At 39.0% G+C, this 23,963-nt stretch carries 14 protein-coding genes; 10 read left to right on the forward strand and 4 right to left on the reverse strand.

From position 1 onward, the window contains the following. Nucleotide 1 precedes the first annotated feature (1 nt). Nucleotides 2–1,228 carry a glycosyltransferase family 4 protein gene (locus tag AAC006_RS16895; RefSeq protein ID WP_339891961.1) on the reverse strand — a complete coding sequence of 409 codons (1,227 nt, stop codon included), beginning with the start codon at nucleotides 1,226–1,228 and terminating at the stop codon, nucleotides 2–4. Continuing rightward, nucleotides 1,221–2,957: a glycosyltransferase gene (locus AAC006_RS16900; RefSeq protein WP_339891963.1), complete on the reverse strand. Its 1,737-nt coding sequence runs from the start codon at nucleotides 2,955–2,957 to the stop codon at nucleotides 1,221–1,223. The genes AAC006_RS16895 and AAC006_RS16900 overlap by 8 nt, the downstream gene beginning before the upstream one ends. Nucleotides 2,958–3,482: 525 nt before the next feature. On the opposite strand from AAC006_RS16900, the gene AAC006_RS16905 reads away from it, so the two are divergent. The 9 genes from AAC006_RS16905 to AAC006_RS16945 all read left to right on the forward strand — a co-directional run bounded on the left by AAC006_RS16905 (nucleotide 3,483) and on the right by AAC006_RS16945 (nucleotide 19,451). Next, nucleotides 3,483–6,281 (forward strand): glycosyltransferase family 2 protein, encoded by a 2,799-nt coding sequence (locus tag AAC006_RS16905; protein ID WP_339891964.1) that lies wholly within the window; start codon nucleotides 3,483–3,485, stop codon nucleotides 6,279–6,281. Nucleotide 6,282: 1 nt separating this feature from the next. Continuing rightward, complete coding sequence (locus tag AAC006_RS16910) at nucleotides 6,283–7,218, forward strand: hypothetical protein (RefSeq protein ID WP_339891965.1); 936 nt, start codon at nucleotides 6,283–6,285, stop codon at nucleotides 7,216–7,218. A 2-nt stretch (nucleotides 7,219–7,220) separates the two neighbouring features. Next, on the forward strand, nucleotides 7,221–9,167 hold the full coding sequence (locus tag AAC006_RS16915) for a hypothetical protein (protein ID WP_339891967.1): 1,947 nt from the start codon (nucleotides 7,221–7,223) through the stop codon (nucleotides 9,165–9,167). A gap of 3 nt (nucleotides 9,168–9,170) precedes the next feature. Then, on the forward strand, nucleotides 9,171–9,935 hold the full coding sequence (locus AAC006_RS16920) for a hypothetical protein (RefSeq protein WP_339891968.1): 765 nt from the start codon (nucleotides 9,171–9,173) through the stop codon (nucleotides 9,933–9,935). 24 nt (nucleotides 9,936–9,959) lie between these two features. After that, nucleotides 9,960–11,012 (forward strand): FAD-dependent oxidoreductase, encoded by a 1,053-nt coding sequence (locus AAC006_RS16925; RefSeq protein WP_339891969.1) that lies wholly within the window; start codon nucleotides 9,960–9,962, stop codon nucleotides 11,010–11,012. 35 nt (nucleotides 11,013–11,047) lie between these two features. Further along, on the forward strand, nucleotides 11,048–11,848 hold the full coding sequence (locus tag AAC006_RS16930) for a TIM barrel protein (protein WP_339891970.1): 801 nt from the start codon (nucleotides 11,048–11,050) through the stop codon (nucleotides 11,846–11,848). Between the two features lie 95 nt (nucleotides 11,849–11,943). After that, nucleotides 11,944–13,530 (forward strand): hypothetical protein, encoded by a 1,587-nt coding sequence (locus AAC006_RS16935; RefSeq protein WP_339891971.1) that lies wholly within the window; start codon nucleotides 11,944–11,946, stop codon nucleotides 13,528–13,530. 660 nt (nucleotides 13,531–14,190) lie between these two features. Then, nucleotides 14,191–15,075: a hypothetical protein gene (locus AAC006_RS16940; protein ID WP_339891972.1), complete on the forward strand. Its 885-nt coding sequence runs from the start codon at nucleotides 14,191–14,193 to the stop codon at nucleotides 15,073–15,075. Beyond that, entirely contained in the window at nucleotides 15,072–19,451 is a 4,380-nt protein-coding gene (locus AAC006_RS16945) for a CARDB domain-containing protein (protein WP_126871774.1), read from the forward strand. Before AAC006_RS16940 ends, AAC006_RS16945 begins: the two co-directional genes overlap by 4 nt. 128 nt (nucleotides 19,452–19,579) lie before the next feature. Here the strand turns inward: AAC006_RS16945 and AAC006_RS16950 are convergent, their stop codons facing one another. Both AAC006_RS16950 and AAC006_RS16955 read right to left on the reverse strand, forming a co-directional pair. Continuing rightward, nucleotides 19,580–21,202: a hypothetical protein gene (locus AAC006_RS16950; RefSeq protein ID WP_208806293.1), complete on the reverse strand. Its 1,623-nt coding sequence runs from the start codon at nucleotides 21,200–21,202 to the stop codon at nucleotides 19,580–19,582. A gap of 15 nt (nucleotides 21,203–21,217) precedes the next feature. Next, entirely contained in the window at nucleotides 21,218–22,654 is a 1,437-nt protein-coding gene (locus AAC006_RS16955) for a hypothetical protein (RefSeq protein WP_126871772.1), read from the reverse strand. A 244-nt stretch (nucleotides 22,655–22,898) separates the two neighbouring features. On the opposite strand from AAC006_RS16955, the gene AAC006_RS16960 reads away from it, so the two are divergent. Continuing rightward, the gene (locus tag AAC006_RS16960) at nucleotides 22,899–23,927 is read left to right on the forward strand and encodes a hypothetical protein (RefSeq protein ID WP_126871771.1); all 1,029 of its coding nucleotides are present in this window, start codon (nucleotides 22,899–22,901) and stop codon (nucleotides 23,925–23,927) included. Nucleotides 23,928–23,963 lie beyond the last annotated feature (36 nt).

Raw genomic sequence — 23,963 nt, forward strand, 5'->3', positions numbered from 1 at the left:
CCTAATATAATGCAAGATTTTGCTTGGCTGAGTCTGCGATAGTTAATGGTGCTGTAATTCCCTCGCAACATTTGTGATATAAGTCTGGCTCATGAATGAGCCTTAACAAGGAATTTTTAAGCGACATAACTTTACCCACCGAAAAATGTAACCCATTAACTTCGTGGACTACTTTTTCAGCCATACCACCTATATTACTGGCAATAACCGGTACACCGGAACGAAAAGCCTCTTGAATGACAATGGGAGAATTTTCCCACCAAATTGAAGGTACTACCGCCCAATGTGCGCTATCGAGCAAACTAGGTAAGTCAGCATTTTGATATGCTCCGTGCAAAAACACCGTGCCCTTCAACTTTTCCAAATTTTCAAAAATTTCATTTTGAAAGCGTTTCGGCTGATGCTCTAGGTTAGCACCGTGAATATCTAATACGAATCTTTTGCGATCTTTTCTATCTAATAAGAGCAGGCTATTAAGTAAAACATCTAAGCCTTTATAACTATTAATTTGCCCAAAATAGGCTAAGTGAATAAGCTCTTCATGTTGTTTTGCTTTCACACCTTTTTCATCTATTTTGGCGATACCATTTTCGATAACATGAATAGAACTTTCTTCTAGCCCCCACTCTTTGTAGCGCTGCTTAAGAAAATGTGAAGGGGATATAAATGTATCAACAACAGAAAAAGCACGTTTAATATACATTTCACGCATAAAAAAGTCGGCGGGTGACTTTTCTGGAAAGCACCCATGGCAATCTCGAGGGGATGCCTTACTGCAAAGGGCGTTTGTTTTATTTTTTACCATTAAACCGTTACGATGACATATGGCTAAATATTCGTGTAACGTAAAAACAATTTTTGCATCGGGCAGTGTTTTTCTTACCTCTAACAGGGTTTCAATACCCATCAAAAAAAAGTGATGAAAATGCACTACATCTGGTTTGAAACGAGCTAGTAAATCACGTAACTCTGACCAAATGTATCTTGTACGAATATTCGAAAACATAAAGTCGTCGTCTTGACGAGTATGAAAGAGTAATTCGTTGGGTTTATTGCGAATTGAAAAAGCCGCACCGCCATGAGGCGGCTCTTCGCTTCTAGCCAAAAACATAACATTTAGGCCCTGCGCTTCATACTCTTGAAATAGCTGATAAGCTGCCAGCTCTGCACCACCTTTGTGTACATCTGGGTGACCGTGGGCAATGATGAGTATTTTTTTATTATTCATTTTCAGCCATCACTTCTACTATTCTATCGTTCCATTTATTGGTGTGCCTTAGGCCATTCAACATAGACAGAGTGTGTTTCCACGTGTTGCCCGATACCAACGACTGCGATAGGCGTTCTAGATGATACATTTGCACCACACCTGACACTGCAATACGCTTGTTTTGGTTTCGTACTTTCATGCACAAATCTGAATCTTCAAAATCACCAAGTATGTAACCAATATCAAAACCGCCAACGTCAATGTATTGCTGCTTAGTCATGAGCATAAGCGCACCAGTTACAGCTTGGGCATCACGTATATCGAACTCATCAGTAAGCGATAGTGGAAACCCTTTTTGTGGGTGGTAGTTCATCCACATACCAGGATGTGAAGGGTCTTGCATGTACTCCATTCCTTGATGCTGAATGGTATTGTCTTCGTACAGCAAAGTACCCCCTAAAATGCCTATGTCCTCACTAGCCTTGAACTGCCCTAGCATTTTAAAAAAATGACCGGGCTGTTTAGGAATAACATCTGAATTCATTAAAATGATATGTTCTGCATTCGCATGGTCTACCCCCAAATTATTCGCACCTGCATAGCCAAGGTTTCGTTGGCTTACAACCGTTTTAAAAGGTACTCCGAACGTTTCATATACCCCATGGCAGGTAACCATAAATGGATGCTTAATACGAGGGTCGTCTAATACATACACTATTTCTATATCGGCCATTTGTGCATCTATACTAAACTGTGACATTTGAATTTGCACAAAGTCGTAGCGGCCATAAATAGGAATAATTAGAGACAGTTTAGGGTTTACTACCGCTGAACCGAATTGAGTGACAGTTGCTGAGTTAGGCGCAACTAAGCGACTGTGCCAACTTTTTTCTATAGCTGGAGTAACATGTTTATAGAGCTTGGGATCAGAAGCAATAGTGGTGGCATCAATATTGGATAATAACATTTCAGTTAACCAAGTCTCTTCACGCGCTAAAACTTTCGCCTTTATAGGCACTCCGGTGAAAAAGGTACCATCTACGCTATAGATAAGTTCCATATTAGTATCTAGAGTACTGGGCACTGAAACCGTAAAAATAAAACCGCTTTGCTCTCCATCACTTAGCGGTAAACCAAGTACTTCGCAGACATCATATCTAGGATGAAAAAAGGCATCGTCAAGGATATTGTCCGTAATTGTATTGTTAATACGCAGATTTATTCGCTTGAACAATTGAGCTCTGTCCAACACCCACCCAATAACTAATACTGTGTTAGCGTCCAACATAAATGCATAATCGATTTCAAACTTGCTATGCTGAAGCGATAGCCTCAAATTATTGTCGGCAGCAATACTATCTTTATTCGTTTTCTGCCCCCAATAAAAGCCATTTTTTTCCAAAAGAGAGGACGCTTTTTCGACACTATCTTCAGGTAATTCTTCAATTTTCAATAGTTGGTTTACAAATGTCATTTCTGCAGTGGGAAGAACCTGATACTCCTCGCCCCATTGAACTTCCACTTCATCTCTATTGTAATTGTCGATACAAACTAAAAAGCCACTACTGTGACTTTTTGGGCAGTTCATTACTTTGCAGACATCATTTCTGGTAAAAAGAACAGTATCTTCGTCTTTCGACAAATCGAAAGTAAGTGAGTTTTTTGTAAGTTCTTCTGAAACAATAATCCAACCACAGAGCAACATTTTGTTGCCCACAACGAAACCAAATTCAATTTCAACCTTCACAGTGCAATGTTCCTTTTATACTGCTAATGTGTAGTAATTAGTTTGAAGTAGGCAATTCACTCAAACCTGACTACAACAAAATACTGATTAATTGCAGCTTTCTTTAACTGATAGTCTTATACACCGATTCAGCAATGTAAATACCAAACTATAATTAGTTATTTTCGAAAACCATGCAAATTGTTACTAGAGCCCTATGAATGTTTATATTGTGTTAATACCTGTCTAATACTTATTAATTATTGGATGGTTGATTGAGAAAATTGATGAAGTTCTTTTTTACATAATCTATGATCGTGCAATGAGAGCCTAATTGCAGTATTTATATGATGTTACCTCAGACATTTAAATAGTTGGGCTTGCACTATAAAAACGCTTCTCAGAAAAAATATTTGCGTAATTATATCGATATGTTCATATCATTATGAGCATTAATAAAACAATCATTTCTTCTCTCCCTACTGTGTTCAAAAAATAATCGAACAAGGGCTTTGTGGGATTTTAAGTAGTAACAGGACTAGTTAAGTGGAAACAACCTTTAATGCAAAGTTACCAAAAGTGTACGTTGACGGATTAATTGACGGATACGTTGCCGGTTGGGCTCAAAGCACAGATACCGTCAATCTTTATCTCTCAGATACATTTATCGCTGAACTACCATGCAACGAGTTCAGAGAAGACCTATCTGAAGTGCTGGATAATCCATATGCAAGCTTCGCTTATAAGCTATCACTTGACGATATCAGAGAAGAGTGGAAGTCACGCTCGTCTATTACATTAAAAGTCGAGTTTGTAAAAAACGGGCACATAGAAGACATTGTCAGTTGCCCAATAAACATGTCAGACATTTCTAACGACTTAAGCTTTTCTTTAGAAGAATCAAAAGTACAATTCAACCTTGAGGGCTTAGTCGAAGGCTATATAACTGGATGGTGTAACAGCGCACAAGCCGCAGAGATCTACATTGATGGAGAAAAGCTTGCGTCAGTCGTATGCAACGTTGAGCGGTCCGATTTAAGCGATCTGGTGAACGACATTGTTTGTGGATTCAGCTACACGCTTGACTCGGGTAATTACAAGCCTCATTGGTTTAGAAAAGCTAAATTACAGCTAAAAGTCTTATTTAAGAACGAAGATGATAAGATTCTAGAGCAGACTTCAATTTCCATTTCCAGTATTGACCTACTTAACGTAACCAAATTTGTTAACGGTGAAAGTGTCGAATCAATCGCGAAAACTATAATTGATTCATTTTTGTGGGATGACAACTATTATTCTAAACAATTGGAAGAAGATGAGAGAACTCACCAAGAATTAGTATACGACTTCATCATCAAAGGTGCAGCTACTGGAAAAAACCCCACCCCTCACTTTAATACTTATTATTATTTAGCTAACAACCCTGATGTAGCGCAACATGGTATAAATCCATTTTATCACTACATAGCTATTGGCGAGAAAGAAGGCAGGCGTCCTGTTCCCTATTTTAACCCAAAGCTCTATTTAGAATTAAACCCTGATTTGCAAAATTGGGAAGCCCCATTACTCTTTCACTTAGTGCAGGCTGGTTTCGAGGAAGGCAGAGTTTACAATGAATATCCTCAAGCTACCAAGGACGAATCTTTCGCAAATCCATATGAAAAATGGCGAATACATCACGAAGAATATAACTTTTTAGATACTCAATCTACGTTAAACGGCTTCAAATTAACCCCATTAATCTCGATTGTAGTGCCCGTGTACAATCCTGATAAAGCCCTATTAGAGGAGTGCATTAAGTCGGTAATGCGCCAGTCTTATACTAATTGGGAACTTTGCTTGGCAGATGATTGTTCGCCAGAGCCCCATGTTCGAGATGTTCTAGAACATTACCAAACTTTGGACCACCGCATTAGCGTCGTATTCAGAGAACAAAATGGCCATATATCAAAAGCAAGTAACAGCGCTTTAGAAGTGTCTAAAGGTGAATGGGTTGCACTGCTTGACCACGATGATGAGTTAAGCCAGCATGCATTATATGAAGTGGTAAAAGTTATAAATGAAAAGCCTTCAACCTGTTTAATATATAGCGATGAAGACAAAATAAATGAGGAAGGCGAGCGTTGCGACCCTCACTTCAAATCAGACTGGAACTTAGACCTACTTTACAGTCAAAATTATGTCTCGCACCTAGGTGTTTACCGAACTGATATAGTGAAAAAGATTGGCGGGTTTAGAGTAGGCTACGAGGGTAGTCAAGATTACGATTTATTACTGCGTTATTCTCGCGAAATAGATCACAACGATATCGTACACATCCCTAAAGTTCTGTATCACTGGAGAATGGTTGAAGGGTCAACTGCACTTGGGCATGGTGAGAAGTCTTATACCACTGATGCAGGTATTAAAGCGCTAGAAGACCACTTTAATTGCTTGGGTGAGAATGTAACCGTTGAACAGGGTATGCATCAAAATATTTACAAAGTAAATTGGCCTACGACAATGGAAGATGGCACTGCGCCTTTAGTTTCATTAATAATTCCCACTTACAATGGATATGAAATTACTAAACAGGCTATTGATTCTATATTGGAGAAGACTACTTACCCCAATTACGAGATACTCTTAGTTGACAATAATTCAGACGACCCGTTAGCACTAGAATACTTTGAAGAATTGAAAAGCCATGAAAAAGTAACCATATTACGCTACCCTCACCCTTTCAATTACTCTGCAATTAATAATTTTGCTGTAAGTCAAGCTAATGGTGAAATTATTGGTTTAATTAATAACGATGTAGAAGTTATTAATCCTGATTGGTTGACTGAAATGGCATCTCACACTCTACGCGCTGATATTGGCTGCGTGGGCGCAATGTTGTATTTTCATAATGATACTATCCAGCATGCAGGTGTAATTATTGGTATTGGCGGTGTTGCAGGACATTCACACAAACACTTTAAGCGCGGTGACTACGGTTACTTTAGCAGATTGAAAGTTGTTCAAAATTTATCAGCGGTCACGGCGGCATGTTTGTTGATACGTAAATCTGTATTTGAAGAAGTGGGCGGTTTGAATGAGAAAGACTTAACGGTAGCATTTAACGATGTGGATTTTTGTCTTAAAGTGCAATCGATTGGTTACCGAAATGTTTGGACACCTTATGCAGAGTTGTATCATTACGAGTCCATAAGTCGCGGGGCTGAAGATAATCCTGAAAAAGTAGCGCGCTTCAACAAAGAAGCAGATTATATGATCGAAAAATGGGCTACCAATAAGTTAACAGATAGGTGTTACAGTCAAAATTTAACATCTGTCAAAGAAGATTTTACACTAAGGCTATAAAATGGGAATTGAGCAACTAGAGAATAAAGGTTTTGCATTTCTTAACATCGATAACCTGAATACTGAAAGACGACAGATTGTCGTTGTAGGTTCTGCACGTGGCGGCACTTCATTAGTGGCAGGAGCATTGCATCATTTAGGAATATTTACTGGTGAGAAGAGTAACCCTCCAGTTTTCGAAGATGTTTTATTGAGTGAAGCATTCGAGTCGAGTAATATCGAATTAGCTCATGATATTTGCAATAGATATACTGCACAGCACGAGTTGTGGGCATGGAAGCGTCCCGCAGCGTTGAATTATTTGGACACGATTGAAAAGGTTATTCCAAACCCTTTCTATATATTCATATTTAAAGATATTTTTGCTATTGCTAATCGTAACAATATTTCTATGCAAGCTGACATTTGTGCTGGACTAAATAATGCACTCAGCGACTATCAGAAAATAGTAAAGTTTGTGGCCAGTACAGATAAACCTGTCATGCTAGTTTCCGCCGAGAAGGCGCTACAGAATAAAGAAGACTTTATAGATGCCCTTTTAAAAATAAACCGAGATATCAAAGAGTTATCGTCTAACAGAGCCGACGCTATCAGCTTTATAACGCCTAACCCTAAGGATTATTTGGATCTGACTCGAAACTCTAAATCAATAGGAACCGTTGATGCACTTAATAACTCTATTATTGCTGGTTGGGCGAAATCTATACACCATAACAGACCAGTCAAAATAGAGATATATATTAGCAAAGTTCTACATAAAGTAGTAGACGCAGACCTATTCAGACCAGATTTAAAAGAAAAGGGAATTCACCCTGATGGGCGGTGCGGGTTTGTTTACCACTTTGATAAGAGCGATCTTGAGATCGCTAACTGTTTCATTGAAGTGAAAGTACAAGGAGATGTGGCGAATCTTAAAAATGGAAGTAAGGAGCTTTAACATTGGTTAACGGATTAAGAACTCCAATCAGGTCTAATGGAGCTTTAAAAGAGTTTGGTAGGTTAATGCTAAACCAAAGCATAAGGAGCCTTGTAGGCAACATATCTTACATATCTTCTGATATGAGTGCTGATGAATTGAGAGACGCTGCTCTGGAATTAGAAAAAGTATCAATAGCTCTTGCCAGCGCCTTAATGAACGAGGCACAAAAAAAGCGGCCCAATGGGCCGTTTATCAATCAAAAAGCCATAGAATTTAGTAGATTAGCAAGAGCAGAAGCTCTCATCTATACTGACGATACATATGAGTACGTGGCTGAGCATATTTTCGAACTATTTAAACAAGCTCCACTAGAGGAATTAATAACATTCGTAAACGAGTATTGTGAAAAGAGAAAAAAGCTGGCATTCGAGATAATATGGAGAGCACATCTAAGCTTTCAACATAATAAAGCCATCAAGAACCTTGTTAAACATTATGCTTTTTTGAACTCTATTCCGCTCTTAGAAGACCCTAGGTTGAGTACGGTTACCCGCGTTGATGAGCTTGAATCAAGCTACACAATTTCAGGGTTACACTTAGAGCAATTAGATAAAAAATATAGTAGTGCAACATTAAAGCCACAGAGGCCTCCTCTTCTTTCACCAGAAACACCTGGCGACTACCCTAAACTTCTTCTAGAAAACTGCATAAAAAAAGGGTACCTCGAGTTTTGGTCCCCTTACACAGGAAAACGTGAAACTTCTTCGTCTTTACTTGGTGGCAATTTATTTGTTTTTGGCGAAGGTATAAATAAGTTTTATATTAGTTTTCAAATGGAGCCTTTATTTCAACAGCCAATCAATACTATCTTTCTTTTCTTACCCAAATTAAACAGAATTCTATACTGTAAGTATTCTGAGTCTAATAAAGCATTTCCTTTTTCAAAAAATAGCATACCCAGGATGCTCAATAAAAAATTTAAAAGTGCTATTCAAAACTTCCTTGATATTAGCTTTCAGGTACAGAAGGATTCGAAGAAAGTCATTATTACTACTCCGAATTTGAACCATATCGGTCACTCGCTATGGAACGAGCTATCAGTATTTAGTAACCTTCTTAATTACAATGAGCTGGTTAGACTAAATAATAAACCCAAAGTATTGCTACAAAATAACTTTTTCTTTAATAAAGATAAATTGGCTGATTTTCTAATACGTAATACTTCACTCCGTAGAAAGGATCTAATTTTTAGCTTAAATACCGAAGATGATGATTCAATAGTAATCACATTGAGTGACTCGAGAATGAGCAGAGAGTTTAATAGGGCTTTAATTTTAGAGCAATTTGGAATTAAGCCTCTACTGGCCAAACCTAAAAATAAAATAATTTTATCTCTCCGTGTAGGAAAGAGAAGTTGCGAAAATGAAGCATCTTTGTATATTTCTCTTATAAAAAAATTGACTCAGACACGTAGCGATCTTGATTTCGTTATAGATGGTGTGAATAAACTGCCTGAATGGCTAGATCATGATTCAGGTGATGTCAGACGGCTTGATGGCCACTACGAGCAAGAAAAAAAGATTGCAGAGCTAATTAAATCAAGCGTACCCAACCCTCAAAGAGTTACCACATGTATTTTTGAGAACTTAGGTAATAGCCTCGCACATATACGTGACAGCCTTTGTATAATATCACCTTGGGGCGCAGGGCTAGTTAAATACAGATGGTTAATGGACAAGAGCGTATTTATTTACGGGAGTTCTGTCACAATGTCGACTAGTCATGTCCATAAAGATCTTTATGACTCACATCTTTTTATTGATAGCAATGAAGAGTCTGTTTACTTCAGTGGAAAGTCAGACTTTGTGGATGCTGATAGATCAGATCGAGAGAGTTCTTATACAATCGATGAAGAGCACTTTGTTGAAGAAGCTAGCTCTTTTATTTTTAAAAAACTAGAGAGTTAGTAAATGAATGCATTAATAGGTTTTACTGGATTCGTTGGTGAAAACTTACTTCGATTCGTTAAAACAGATACCGAACTATATAATTCAAAGAATATTCAAGATATCCACAACAAACACTTCAAAACGCTCTACATATCAGCTATTCAAGCAAAAAAGTGGTGGGCGAATCAAAATCCGGAAGAAGATAAGCAACTAATAGATAACTTGTTTTCTCATCTTGAGAATGTTGAGGCAGAAAGAGTCGTATTTATTTCAACGGTAGACGTTTATCAACCGCCGCTGAATTCAGATGAAGACACTGTGCTTAATGCCGATATCCATGCTTACGGGGCCAATAGGTTGTACGCAGAAGAGAAAGTAAAATTGTTATTCAACAAGGTGCACATTATTCGGCTTCAAGGTCTTGTGGCCAGTAACCTTTCTAAAAATGTTATTTTCGATCTTAAAAACAAAAATATACTAGAGACAATTAACCCGGATTCTTCTCTTCAGTGGTATCCGTTACAGCGCCTCTATACAGATATAAATACAGTTATATATAACGATATTGATTTAGTAAATTTAAGTGTTGAGCCTATTACAACTAAGCAGATAATTGATATTGCACCACTTACCCGAGATGAAAGCCAACTTACTTCATCTGAACCTGCCAGCCCGGTTCACTACAACGTAAAAAGTAAATACGCTTCGCTTTTTGGCGGCCATAATGGTTATGTAGTCTCAGCAGAAGAATCGTTAAATGCTATTAGTCAGTACTTTGCAGATTAAAAAGATAGAACAGTAGGAAGTAACATGGATGCAAAAGTCGCCATTATCGGTGCAGGTTGGTACGGTTGTCATTTAGGTATGATGTTGGACGCTATGGGATGTGACGTAAACATCTTTGAAAAGAACAGTGATATTCTCGGGGAAGCATCTGGTAACAATCAGTTTCGACTGCACTTGGGGTTTCACTACGCTAGACATAATCGCACTAGAATTCAATCTCGCGACGGTTATGCGAGATTTACTGAGCGATACCCGACTTTATCAAAGCCAATATCTAATAATCTCTATGTAGTGCCAAAGTACGACAGTTTAGTTGATTTCGACACTTATCGCCTAATCATGTTTTCATCTGGTATTCATTTTCAGGAGTTGCGGAAAAATGAGTGGCCCGAGTATCTGAAAGATGTTGATGGCGTTCTTAAGGTAGATGAACACGTTCTTTTGATTGAAGAAGCAAGAAAGCACTTCAAACAAAAACTTGAAGGCAGCATACGGTTAAATACTAAGGTGAATAGCACCGAAAAAACAGACGAAGGAGTATTGGTCGATGGCGAGAAGTTCGATTTTGTAATAGATGCCACCTGGGGGCACCTTACGGACATAGACTACGATTGCTTTTATGAACCAACTTTGTTGCTTTATTACCGTTATATGGGTGAAGGTGAGTACCCAGCTATTACGATGGTAGATGGCCCACTGTGCTCTATTTATCCCACAGAAAAAAAGGGAATCTACACATTATCAAGTGTAAAACATACTCCGCTTGGAAAGTATGATACTTCTGCTGAAGCTAAACAGCGCTTACGCGAGTTTTCAAACGCCGAACTACAATCAAAAATTGAAGTAATGCAAAAGCATGTGGAACAATTTGTTCCCGACTTCTCTGATAATTTCGAATATGTTTCTCCGCAATTAAATATAAAGACTAAACTGCTTGGTGAGCATGATGATCGTTCGTGTTATGTTAAAACTGACGACCGCATGATTTCTGTATTCTCAGGAAAAATTGACACTATTTTCTTTGCCGCGCAAAAAGTATGTGACTATTTAGAGCGCTACGTTCACGGCGAGATTTAGGCTTAAAACTTATATAAAACGCCCTAGGAAATACTATGCAACTATCGGTAAGCAATTTAGGTTGGCCATCACAAGAGACTGAATGGTGCATTGAAAAGCTACTTCAAAATGGTATAACCGGAGTTGAGATAGCACCACTTAAAGTTTTTAACTCATGGGAAGAAGCTAGTAGCCACGACGCTATTAACAAAGTTAAAACCTACTTTCGTGAACACAAATTAACGGTAAGCTCATTTCAAGCAATAACATTTGGGGCACATGATCTTGCACTTTTAGGCAACGAAAAAGAAAAAAGTAATTTTCTACAACACTTAGAAAAGGTTGCTAGTTTACTTTCTTCATTGGAAGGAGAGTGTGCGGTTTTCGGAAGCCCAGGCCTAAGAAAAGACAGTAACTACAATGAAAAAGAACTAGCTCAAGTACTTACTTCCATAGATAGTATATTCACCAAGCATAAAGTTTATTTCGCCCTTGAAACTGTTCCTAGTTACTATGGTTGTAATCTTCTTAATACCTTGGACCAAACAGAAACACTACTCTCTAAGCTCCAACTCACCCGCGTTGTTAGGCATTTTGATACGGGTTGCCAATTTTTGGCTGGTGACTTTGAACAAAAAACCTTATGCGACAATTTTATAGGTAAGTCAAAGCATCTCCATATTTCAGAAGTAGATTTAAACAACTTTGCTTCGCCTTCTAGCTATAACTTACGAATAGCATCCCAAATTAAAGAGCAATACAAGGGTAAATGGTGCGTTCTGGAGATGAGTGATAAAACTTTTACTAGAGAAACATTCATAAGCTCAATTGAAAATTTCGTCACACTTTTTCGGTAGTTATACTAGATATGAATAAAGTTCTCGTCTGCACAGGATTTCATCGGAGTGCGACATCAGCCACATCACATCTACTTCATCGAGCTGGCCTAAATATGGGTAATGAGCTTATGATTGGGAATATTAGTAACACAAATGGGCACTTCGAGGACTGGCCAGTTGTTCGTTTACATGACGAACAACTAGCTAAAAACGAAACTAATTGGCAGCTTCAAAACACACCGCATTTGCGAGTTGAACAGGGGTTTCTCAACGAGTATATCGCCACACGCAATAGTAAGGAAAATCATTGGGGTGTAAAAGATCCCAGAGCATGCTTATTTCTAGAAGAGTGGAACAGAGCCTTAGGCTCGCAAGGGCAATTTCTCTTTGTCGCTCGCCATTGGACAAGCTGTATTGAATCTCTACTCCATAGACATAGTCGTGACTTCGCTTATCAACTCCCACACTTCAATCGAAATGCAGCAGCTTTCCAATTTTGGATAGAACCGGAGTTAGCCGCTAACATGTGGCTAGCTTATAACCATCGTATTCTAACTTTCACACAACTGAATCCAGATAAAGTACTCCTTGCCTCGCAAAAAGCTCTTTTTAACAATGCACCTGTTATACAGCGTTTAAATGAACGCTTCGGATTTAACCTTGATTCTAATGTTCAAAGCCCTTTTGACAAGCGTCTTTTGAACGAAAGTTCTGCTGAGAGTATCTCGACTAATTTATCGAGTAGCTTACGTTACAAACTCGACAGTATGTGGGAAAAGTTACTAGCATTAGCGGAGTTTAAGGCTTCAGATGAAAGCCCTTTATTATACTCCATCTCTTCATTACCAAGTAACTTTGCTATCTCTTTAGAGAAAAAACTTCAAACACACGTAGAAAAGAGTTTCGAAAAAAGGGGAGAGGAGATACCGTATTCTTTCGAATTACCAAGCAATACTGATAAAAAGTATATTTTAAGCTGGTTAAAAACTCTTCCGCCTTCTTATGTTGATGTAAACACTAGTCAAAAAATAAAGACGTTCATCGAATGTAACCTACCTACCGATTCATCGTTGTGGTTGCAATTTGGACTTCTGAATTTTCGGGCAAACCTTTTTAAACAATCTATTTCAGCATTGAAAATGACTATTGTCTTAGGCGAGTATTACCCATATATGAGTATGTATCTCGCACAGTGTTATCAGAACTTGAATAATGAAAGCAAAGCAGAGTATTTTTTCGATAAAGCTATAAATGACAACCCTAAAAACCCAGTATTTTATACTTCTAAAGCCCAGTACTTTTTAGGCCGTTCAGATCGAGTGCAAGCAGAAAACTGCCTTAATATGGGTATAGATAAAATAGGTTTTGTGCAGCAACTCGTTATCAAGCTTGCGACTCTATATTTGACTTCTAACGAAATAAACAAAGCAGAGGAATTATTAAAGCAGAGTACCGATCAAACTAACTTAGTGGTTGCTACGCTACTAACACAGGTCAAATTACAAAAAGAAGTAGAGTTAGGGATTAAAGATTATAACCAAAAAATCTCAGCGCAATTAGCCGGTAAAGACTGCATAGATTGGTTGGCCTCACATAGTCTTTTAATAAAAAATGCTCATTCCGAAAGAGACTTTATTTATAGGTGCTTCTCTCACTGGGAAAAACTAGATAGCTTGAAAGTGAATCTCGCTCAAACCTAATCCGATAGAGGTACTGGAAAAACCAGCTAGCTGAGTCGACCCGTCAGATTCTAACTTTCATATTGTTTTGTGGATATGCGCACAAAGAGAAATTAGGTATCAGTTATTTATTTGGTATTCCAAGACACACTAGTTCTAATAACGCTTAACACATATCCCTTCTTTACCCAGTTTACAGAAGGATTCTAGGTAATGCATGTTCACCTTATAACTAGGTGAAGTGTAGGGCCCCAAAAGAATAAATCATCTTTCAGTTATTGCGGCACTTGGAAAGAGAAAGCCCTTTAATCTCTAAGTTTATAGTAACTAGCTTATCCATTTTTATCCAAATCTTTCTTAAGGAAGTATGAAGCCTAAGAGAATAAATATAAATCCAGAACCTTAAGTATGTATTTCTACTCCTATAAACTCCCCCCGAACAATTGACCCCAAATTTATTTCAATTAATAATCTATCTAAATTCTCAATAATAAAAAACACCTGTAAGACAAGGATTGTTCTTCGCACTTTCATCAGTATATTCATGGACGAGCTGTTACCTTTCCTATTCGCCTTTAGCGTTTAGACGTGTCATCCAACGAATGTTCTCATGTTTGCGCAACGTCATTGCTAACAATGGATCGAATCCATCTTATAGACAAAAAAGCGCTGTACATTTATATGAAAAATATTCTCCTCCATCTATTCAGCACCGTTAAAAGCGCTAATATTTTACAGTTTCTTTCTTCCGTTCTTTTTTATGTCGCTATTTATGGCTTGGTGAATATTAACGCATACGCCCAGGTGGAAGATGCGTTAAAGGAAGAGCACTCGCAAAGTAGCATAAGTAGCCTTGCCAGATTCGTAGCAGATACAACCGCGTGGAATTACCACAACACCAAAACGCTTATGGTGAAAGACGTTTATTATGATTTGGATGGCGCCCCCGTAGCTTATGTCTTCGCCTACGCCTTAGGTGGAACAAAAAAAACACTTTTAATAACAACCGAACAAATTGATAGTTTTAAACAACAAAAAGTTGAAGTAGCCCTACATCAAAGTGCTCAAACTCAAACTGAAGCACAGATACAGGAAGAAGCAGTTGCAGAACTAAAAGCGCTGGAAAGGAATTTAAGGTTTCGTGATGATTTAGTCACTATTATTGTTTCTGCATCACTCGGCACAAAGCCGGTGCTCGACCGTTTTTTTGGTATTCCTCATCATGTGTATAAAGAAAAGCTGTATTTAAAATCTACTTCCTCCTCTGCTAATAAGGCCGAGTACAATGTAGTTATGGTTTCACCTAAAGAGCTCTATTTTGCTCCCTTAGTTACAGATGAAGTTCAAGATAAAGGCTCGGCTATATCTACCGGCATAGCAAAAGCTATCTCTAATGCCAACCAGTTAATTTCTGTAAATTCCGGTGATGCTGTTTCAATAAATGTAATAAGGGAGGCCATTGCGAAAGAGAAATCAAATACGCAAGGCGGTAACGGCAGCACCGATATAAATTCTCAGTGGGAAATGTACATAGACATTTTTGATGCAAAGGGAGTTGGCAAATGAGGCGCTATTTATTGCTATTAGTGCTTCTGTTCCCTTTGCATGCGTTTTCACAAGACTTCTCTCTTCCAATTAATGGTACGCATTGTGGGCCTCAGGAAAACGGATGGACCTCTTGCGCCGTTACGCTAACTTACGATGTTGATCACGGGGAACACAACTTTAGCGTTGAAGATACAGACTATGGTACTCACTATTATTTCGAAGATAAAAACGGCAATGCTATTGCCGGATGTGAGTCTAGAAGCAGCAAGGGTGAAACTTCTTTTTGGGGCGATTGGACTCCAGATTGCGACTACTCGATTACTGCAGATGGAGAGTACGAGCTTCACGCTTATATAGAAGATGGAACGATAAAAGAAGTACATTCATGGCATTTCACTGTAAAGAAGAAAAAGCCAGATTTAGTGGTTTCTTCATTATCGCTAAGCAACCTAACCCTTGAAGCGGGCGATGCAGCAACTGTGTATTACACTATTAAAAATCAGGGCCAGGTATCTACTGGTAGCGGCTCTCAGCATTGTGTTTATTGGTCTACCGATACGGTTATTACGCAAGGCGATAGCTGTTTAGATGAAGACAGTCAGTTTTCTATTGGTGCTGGCAGTACTAATTCAGAAACTACTTATGTTTCTATCCCTAATTCCGCCGAGGCAGGCACCTACTACCTTGGAGTGTATGCCGACTATAACCTTAAAATTGACGAGTCTGTTGAAAACAACAACTCCGACTTAGTTGAAGTAGTAGTTACAGCCAAGCAAGAAATAACCAATGTATATTGGGAAGCACCTTTGCAGAGGCTTGCGGGTGATAGTGTCGGTATGTTTGCCGATGTTATTGGGTTTGACGAAGGCACTACTATTACCTTTCGAATTTATGAAGATGACATAGTAGGTGACGACCCTATTCAATCTATAGTAACCACAATAAAAAGTGATGCTACTAGCGATAAGCTATACGCACAGGCAACCTGGAATGCGGTGTATACAGATGATGCATCTGGCGATCCAGAGTATTATTTTGATGCCGTTATTTCAGGTATTTCGAGCTCTTCGGGAACGGGGGACTCTGATTTACTAACTGTGCTGAAAGCTGACGTTCCCGATATTGATTTTACTGCCATAGAGCAAGGGGCCATATTACAGTTTACTCCGTTGCCGATTGTTGGGGAAAATACAAACATTAAAGTTGGTATCAAAAATAACAGTACAGTACCCATTAACAGTGCCTTTAGCGTTACGCTAACTGATACAACTGAGAATGTAGAAATATATACTTGGAATATTTCTTCACTTACAGCAAAAGAAACCTTAACTCTTACTGTTCCTGAAGAAGCTTATAGTGCTAGCCATTGCCCTAACTATTGCTTTGTTACTAAAGGGAATCATCGCCTAAAAGTGAGTATATCTGCACCTAACGTAGAAAATGAACTGGCTTCAAATAATGTGTTTGAATCATCAGTAGATGTAAATTTACTAGGTTCCACGACCTCTTATTTAACGGTAATAAGCCACGGCTATACCTTCTCGGGTACTTTGGAAGATTGGCCTAGCGATATGGCTGAAGCTATTCAAAATAGGTCGATGAATCTTGTTGGCAATACACAAATTTGGACCTTTAACCCTAGTTCGGGTTCACTTACAGAAACCGGTGAATTACTAGAAGGCGCAAAGCATCATATTGTTGTCCATAACTGGGCAGAGCTATCGAACAATTTATCCGCAGGATACTCTGAGGCATCTAGTCAGTCACTAATGGGCGCTATAGCGCAATTGCAATTAAACGTAAGTATCGATAGTTTTGACTTTATTCATTTAATTGGTCACAGCCGTGGAACCGTTGTTAACAGCGAACTAGCGCAACGATTGTTAAGTGCCGATATGCCTGTAACTCAAATGACAACCTTGGACCCACACGATTGGGGGCTTATCGATAGGATATATTCAGATTTTGATGTAAACCCCGAACTTAATGACAATGGTGTGGTTAACTGGCAGGGAATAACATGGCTAGATAACTACTGGCAAACTTCTGATCTCCTGCTTACGGGGCGGCACATTTCCGGAAGCTCATCAAAAAAGCTTTATGAAATGGGGCATTCAGATGTACATGAAATGTACTATGGCACCATAGATTTATTTTCCGATACCGTAGAGTCTACTTGGTACCACTTTAACGCAATCGAAAGAAGAGAGCATGGCTATAACCTTTCAGATATCGGTGGCCTTAAAAATTTACGAAATTCTGATAATTACTTGTTTGATAATCAGTTTTCGGCCGAGGGACAATCTACCAACACCTTTGATTGGTTTAATTTGGGGCATGGGATAGTTAATGGCAACTTAAATAGAACTACATATGGGCTAACTGAAAATACAGAGCATAAGCCAGGGTTTGAATTAGTTGATACTGGAGAAACAAAAGCAACGCGGGTTGTCAGTGCTAGTGGAGATACACAGCTTTATCTTGAAAATAGTGCGAAGCCAGTAGTAATAAACCCGTTTTATATTCCAAAACAAGTCTCTGAAATATCTGTTGAAGTCTGCAATGCCTCAGTCAATAAGCAAGCATCGCTTCTAGCCACGTTAACTCAGCAAGAAGTGGTTGAATATCCATATAATGTAAGTGCAAACACCTGCTCTATTATCACTATTCCTACTATTACTTTTGGGGCGGGCAAACTCGTGCTTCGCTTACACAGCGCAATGCCAGGGGATGGCCTTTACGTCGATAATATTATGTTCTCAGGCTACAGAGATTCTTCGCCAGAAACTGATCAAGATAACGACGGCATAGATGATGCTTTCGACAACTGTCCCTCTATTGCAAATGAACAGCAGATCAATACTGATGATGACACTTTAGGTGATGCGTGCGACCTTGACGACGATAACGACGGCATGCCCGATACCTACGAAATTTCAGCAGGTTTAAACCCGCTTATTAACGATGCAGCCATTGATTCGGATAACGACGGCTTAACGAATTTTGACGAGTTTCAGTTTGGTACAAACCCACTTGTAGCAGACTCTGATGGCGATGGGATAAATGATAAACTAGATAATACTCCCTTAGCGCCTGATACCATTGATACTGATATTATCGTTTCTGTTTATAAACTATTCGATATTAACAATGACGGCAGAGATGAAGTTGGCATATTTTCAATTGAAAATAATGCGCCATTCTTGAAAATTGTCGATACGCTTAACGGCAACGAATTAAATACCGTGATTTGGCCCGCTAATTCCTACGTTCAATCTACTATTCGACTGCACATTCTGCCGGATATGGATGGAGACGGCACTATTGATATTGCTCTGTTTGGTATACGTCAAAATGAAGAACACGCTGGTAAAGCTCAATTATTCGTAAAGAATGCTGTAACCGGTAATGCTATTAAAGCCTTTAATTGGCAAGCAAACTGGAAATACAGTTCGGCTAAAGTGCTCTCCGACCTCAATGGAGATGGCATTCCGGAAGTGGCACTAGAAGGTAAATTTAAAGAGGATTCTCGGCCACAGTTAAAGGTTCTAAATGGCGACACTAGAGATGACTACGCAACCTATAGCTTCCCAGACATTTATAATTCACCTCAATATTTTCAACATGGTGATTTTGATGGCGATGGTGTAGATGAAATCTCTATTTTTGGTCGTATAAAACATAATAACAAAATACAGATAAAGTTAATTAGTGGTCGTGACGCAGATAATAAGTTTACCGCTTACAACTATCCTGACCGATGGGACAATATCAGCTGGAACAAACTTTTCGACATGAACAGTGATGGGCTAGCGGATTGGGGGCTGTTCGGTAAAAGCAACGAAGACAGTCGTATTATGCTAATGGTCAAAGACGCGAGAGAAATTAAAGGTTTACTTGCTTCTTATGCATGGCCTGAAATGGATAATCCACAACTACTTATTACACCAGATTTAACTGCAGATAATGTTGCAGAACTGGCTGTCGCAGGCTGGCGCCCAGATACCATGCGTAATCAAATTCAAGTTAAAGATGGTCAAGATAGAAACGCGCTAATAGCGACCTACACCTGGGCTGACAAATGGGATGATGTGGTTTTTCATTCATTCGATGATATGAATAATGACGGCTATCCTGAGTTTGCACTGCAAGGAACCAACAGAGCCACTAGCAATAACGAACTACTTATTGTTGATGGTAGTTCCACCTCTAGCCTTCGCACTATCCGCTTCGGTAGTAACTGGCTTGAAGCACCTGAATTGAAACAGGTAAAGAATGTTAATGGCGATATGATTTCAGATTTGCTTCTAACTGGTTTGTCTATTGATGGGAAAGCGGTTGTTACGCTATACAGTGGTTCAACCGGAAAAATCGTAGCAACTCATCTTCACTAAGAAAAATATAGCGGGATTTAGACGAGAAAAGGGCGGATAAACCGCCCTTCTTGTGCGTGTAATCCAACTTAAAACCTTAGACAAGCTAAAAATAGCTATACAAGATTTACCAAGTTTGATCATATTATTTAATAAACAAGGGGATGGACTACTAACTTGCTTTCACCTTGCTGATTTTCACCGTAAATGACTATGTCAGTGTAGCCGTCACCTGTAATATCTGGTGATATAAACATTGTTGGTTTTGTTTGCCAGTCTGTTCCAAATACTTTTACATCAATGCTATTACCATCCAAATCTTTAATGTTAATCTCATACGCACCCGATGCTCTTAATCCGTCTATTGCAACGTCATGAACCCCATCACTATTGATGTCTCCCAATTCATAAAAAGCAACCTCAGATAAGCTTCCAGACCAGCTAAGGTTATACATAAGTTCATTTCTATTGGTGCCATTTTTAATGACTAGTTGGTAACGCTCCGTATCATTTCGATATCCTCCAACAGCTAGCTCTTCAACACCATCAAAATTTAAATCTTCAATAACTAAAACCTGTGGTGACGTCATTTCAGTAGGCCAGCTAAATATACCTAACGTGCCCACACGACTTATTCCACTTTTAGTAAAAATTTGAACCCTACCATCATCTTTGCGACGGCCAAACATCCCGAAGTCAACTTGGGAGTCATAATCTATGTCAAAGAGTTTTAACCATTGAACATCGTCCCAAAGGTCTGCAAAGTTATAAGCTGGCAAACGATTGGTTGAGTCGGTACCATCTACCACTTTAATTTGTATCTTATTATTTGATTTAAGACGGCCATAAAGCCCAATTTCGTCTATACCGTCGCCAGTCATATCACTCAATTGTGTATACAAGGGGTCATGGAGTAAATCTGGGAAGCTGTAAGTTTGTAGCGATTCTGAAGTAGCGCCGTCTTTTACCACCAGCTGAGGGCGATTTTCTTCAACAAAATGGCCTTGCAAGCCTAGTTCTGGTACTCCATCCCCGGTAAGATCGCTAAGTTCGACTAGCGCCATCCCTGTCCAATTACCTGGCCAAGTGTAAGTATTTAAGGTGTCACCCGTTAGTGAATCCTTAACTACGTACCGTGCTTTCATGCCGGCTGGACTATTTTCATCCTCGTAAATTCCAAATACGCCCAACTCTTGTGCGTTATTACCATTTTTATCATCAATCTTGTGCACTGTTACTGAGTTGTATCGCCCAGGATAGCCAATTTCATGAATCTGACTACCTGTTACCTCATTCATGACTACTGCTGAAATTTTACCTATAGAATCGATATAAACTAATGCGAGATCCGCAACACCGTCATTATCTACATCATTAATATTTGTTGCATACTGTACTCTTTTAACGGGCTGATTTATGGAGGGGAATGGGTCTTCTCCGTCTGTAATTCCATCCCCGTCACTATCAGCGTTAAATGGATCTAGACCTAGTGCTAACTCTGCATTGTCACCTAGCCCATCATTATCTGAATCTTGAAAATCTAGTGGATCGAGAGGAAATACATCATTAGTATCGGCAACACCGTCATTGTCATCATCTTCATCCCTGATGTTTAAAACCAAGTCTCCGTCAGTATCAAGGTAGTCGTTATTTCCGCCTGTCTGCCAATTTGCACTATCCCAGCTTCCACCGTCCCATAGTAAGTCTTGCGCACTTGCAATAGCACTGCTAAAGCACAACGCCACCATGACTGAGCAATATCTTTTTTCCATGACCGCTCCCCCTACTTAGTTCGCTCTACTTTGCTTAAAAGCGTTGATCATTTCTTGGACACCCAATGCATCAAGGCAGCCATTGTTAAAATCACTCACGTCTACATTTTCAATATTGACGTAACCACCGAAACACGAGATCTGACCTTCAGAGATAGTGCTATTACCAAAAATGTTCACTTGAGCATTTGCCGTTATATTCAGGAAAGAGCCTTCTTCGAATATCGTTTCATTAATATAAGATGAAGCATTTTCATACATACGAACATTACCTTGAACAGTAACATTGCCAAATTCTACAAATGCGCCCTTATTAGCCTCTAACTCGTTGATGGTCGATCCCCATGCGCCTAGAGTGGATGCATGTTGAACCATGATGTTTGAAGTAACAGAGTTACTCATATTCATGTTAGAACCACTCTGCAAATCCATGAAAACAGAGACATTGGCGTTAGACAATGTGCTATCGCTGGATACGGATAGAAAGGTTGATGCATTTAATGAATATGCTTCAAAAGTAGAGCTGTACAGGTTAACTGAAGAGCTAGGGATATCGATTAGGCCCGCCACCATGCTACTTCCTCGAGAAATATCAATTCTTCCAGATTCCGCAGTTATTGATGTATCCCAACCGATCCAACCTGATGCGATATCCATGGATACTGCACTTTGCGAAGCGTTAATATTGAAATCTCCTTGTGCTCGCACGAATGCGTTTTGCAACGAAATTCCATTTTCTACATCAGTGATCGCAACATCGCCGACTATTCTTACTAAAGCACCATTTGTAGCATAGATACCAGTATTGAACCCTTCAATACTGAGGTCGGACACATACACCTGAGCGCCTTCTTGGACCCAAAGGCCTGAATACGGTGTACCGTTTATCTTTTTAATCGTGATATTAGTCAAAGAGCCCTGGCCGTTTCTTGAATAAAGGACGGGAAAATCAGATTCTGTTTCTATCGTTAAATCACTAAGATATAAGCCACCACCAAAACCACCCAATAAACCAACTTTACCGGAGATATCGTTGTCTATTATCTTAGCTGTCTCGTCTTTACCGATGATTATCACATCTTGACCGCGGACTTGAACCTCAGGATCATCTTCTGTACGCGGCTGTGCGATATCACCGTAGCAGGATCCTGCAATCTCAAAGATTAGTTGTTTTTGCTGCCAATTCGCTAAGTACGTTTCATTAAGGGCTGCCGGGTTTGCAGTACAATCTAACTCAATTGTTTCATAACCATCTTTAAGTTTTAACCCTAAAGAATGCTGTTCAAGTGAGGTTAAGCGTTGATTCAGCACATCAAAGTTTTCATTTACTTCAGAGGCCTTCGCTGGTGTAGAAGGGGTAAATATATGAGGGATAACTTCTTGAGATATGGCTGAGTGAGTCATAAATAATAGGCCCAGCGCTGATACTGCGAACTTTTTATTAGTTTTCATTGTTATACCGTTTAGTTAATTATGGAAAACTAGGACAGTCATTGAAAACTTCACCTTTAGTATCTCGAATAACTTTCCTTAGTTATGCTTAAAGATAGCACACCTTTCAACCAAGTCTATTGTTGTGACTACTTGTGTCTTACCAAGATGACTAACATGGATAAATTTGACATTAAGGCTCCATCAAGAGCGAAAATTTATGGTAGCTTAACGGCTTACCTTAATAGTTAAACAGAGGAATAAAATGGCGAAGGTATTCATCCACTTTGGGCCACCTAAAACTGGCACATCTGCAATTCAGAAGTGGTTGCTGGAAAATAGAGATGTTTTGAAAACAAAACGTATATATTACCCTGAACATGGTACTGATAAAAATGGCATAAGTTCAGGTAATGCAATGTCAATTTTTAAGAATCCGAAAGACGACAAGCTGAAACAAGCCAGACCGAATAAACTTAAACTAAAAGAGCAATGTAGAGAAAACAACTGTAATACGCTACTGCTTTCATCGGAAATGTTTATGAGGAAGCTTCCCGAGCTTGCCACTCTTTTCCCTAACGCTCAGTTTATTGGGTATATTCGCCCTCCATTTGAATTACTAGAATCCGATTATAACCAAGTCGTCAAACGACACGGTGAAACAAAATTATTTAGTGAAAACAGTCGTTCAGCCATGTGGCAATTAGATATGTTGCGCCCGTTAATTAATGATATTGGGGTGGAACGATTTACGCTAAGAGCTTACTCTCCTTCGGCTTACGTTGGTCAATCCTTGGTAAAAGACTTTTTACATACTCTCAACCCCGCCCTATCCGATTTAGCTGAGATTGACGCGGTCAAAGGCGTTAACCCCTCTTATACGCTAGAAGCTCTAGAGATAAGAAGGTGGTTAAATCAATTTGATATTGAGCCCAACATTGGCCGACAAATAGATAAGCACCTGCAATCAATCTCTACTGGAACCCGAAGTTATTCTTTAATTCCAGTTGACGAATTTGCGGCTCACAAACAAAGTTCAATTGATGCCCTAACGGCGTTTAATGATGATTACCCTATCGAATCCTTTGATTCACTTATTGAAGATATAACTAATAAGAAGCAACAAAACTATTACGAACAGACATTAACCAATGTCGACTTTACGCAGATAGTAACATCTATCATTAAATCCATCCCTGAATCGAAGGCCGCTTTTGCAAACTTAAAAGGTAAAATAAGTGGACAAATGTTTTCGACTGAACGTATCAATTTGATTGAAGAGCTTATTAAGTAAGCTCTATTTAGGCCTGTATTAAAGAATGGAGTCTTT

The organism is uncultured Alteromonas sp., from assembly GCF_963976965.1.
Classification (GTDB): domain Bacteria; phylum Pseudomonadota; class Gammaproteobacteria; order Enterobacterales; family Alteromonadaceae; genus Alteromonas; species Alteromonas naphthalenivorans.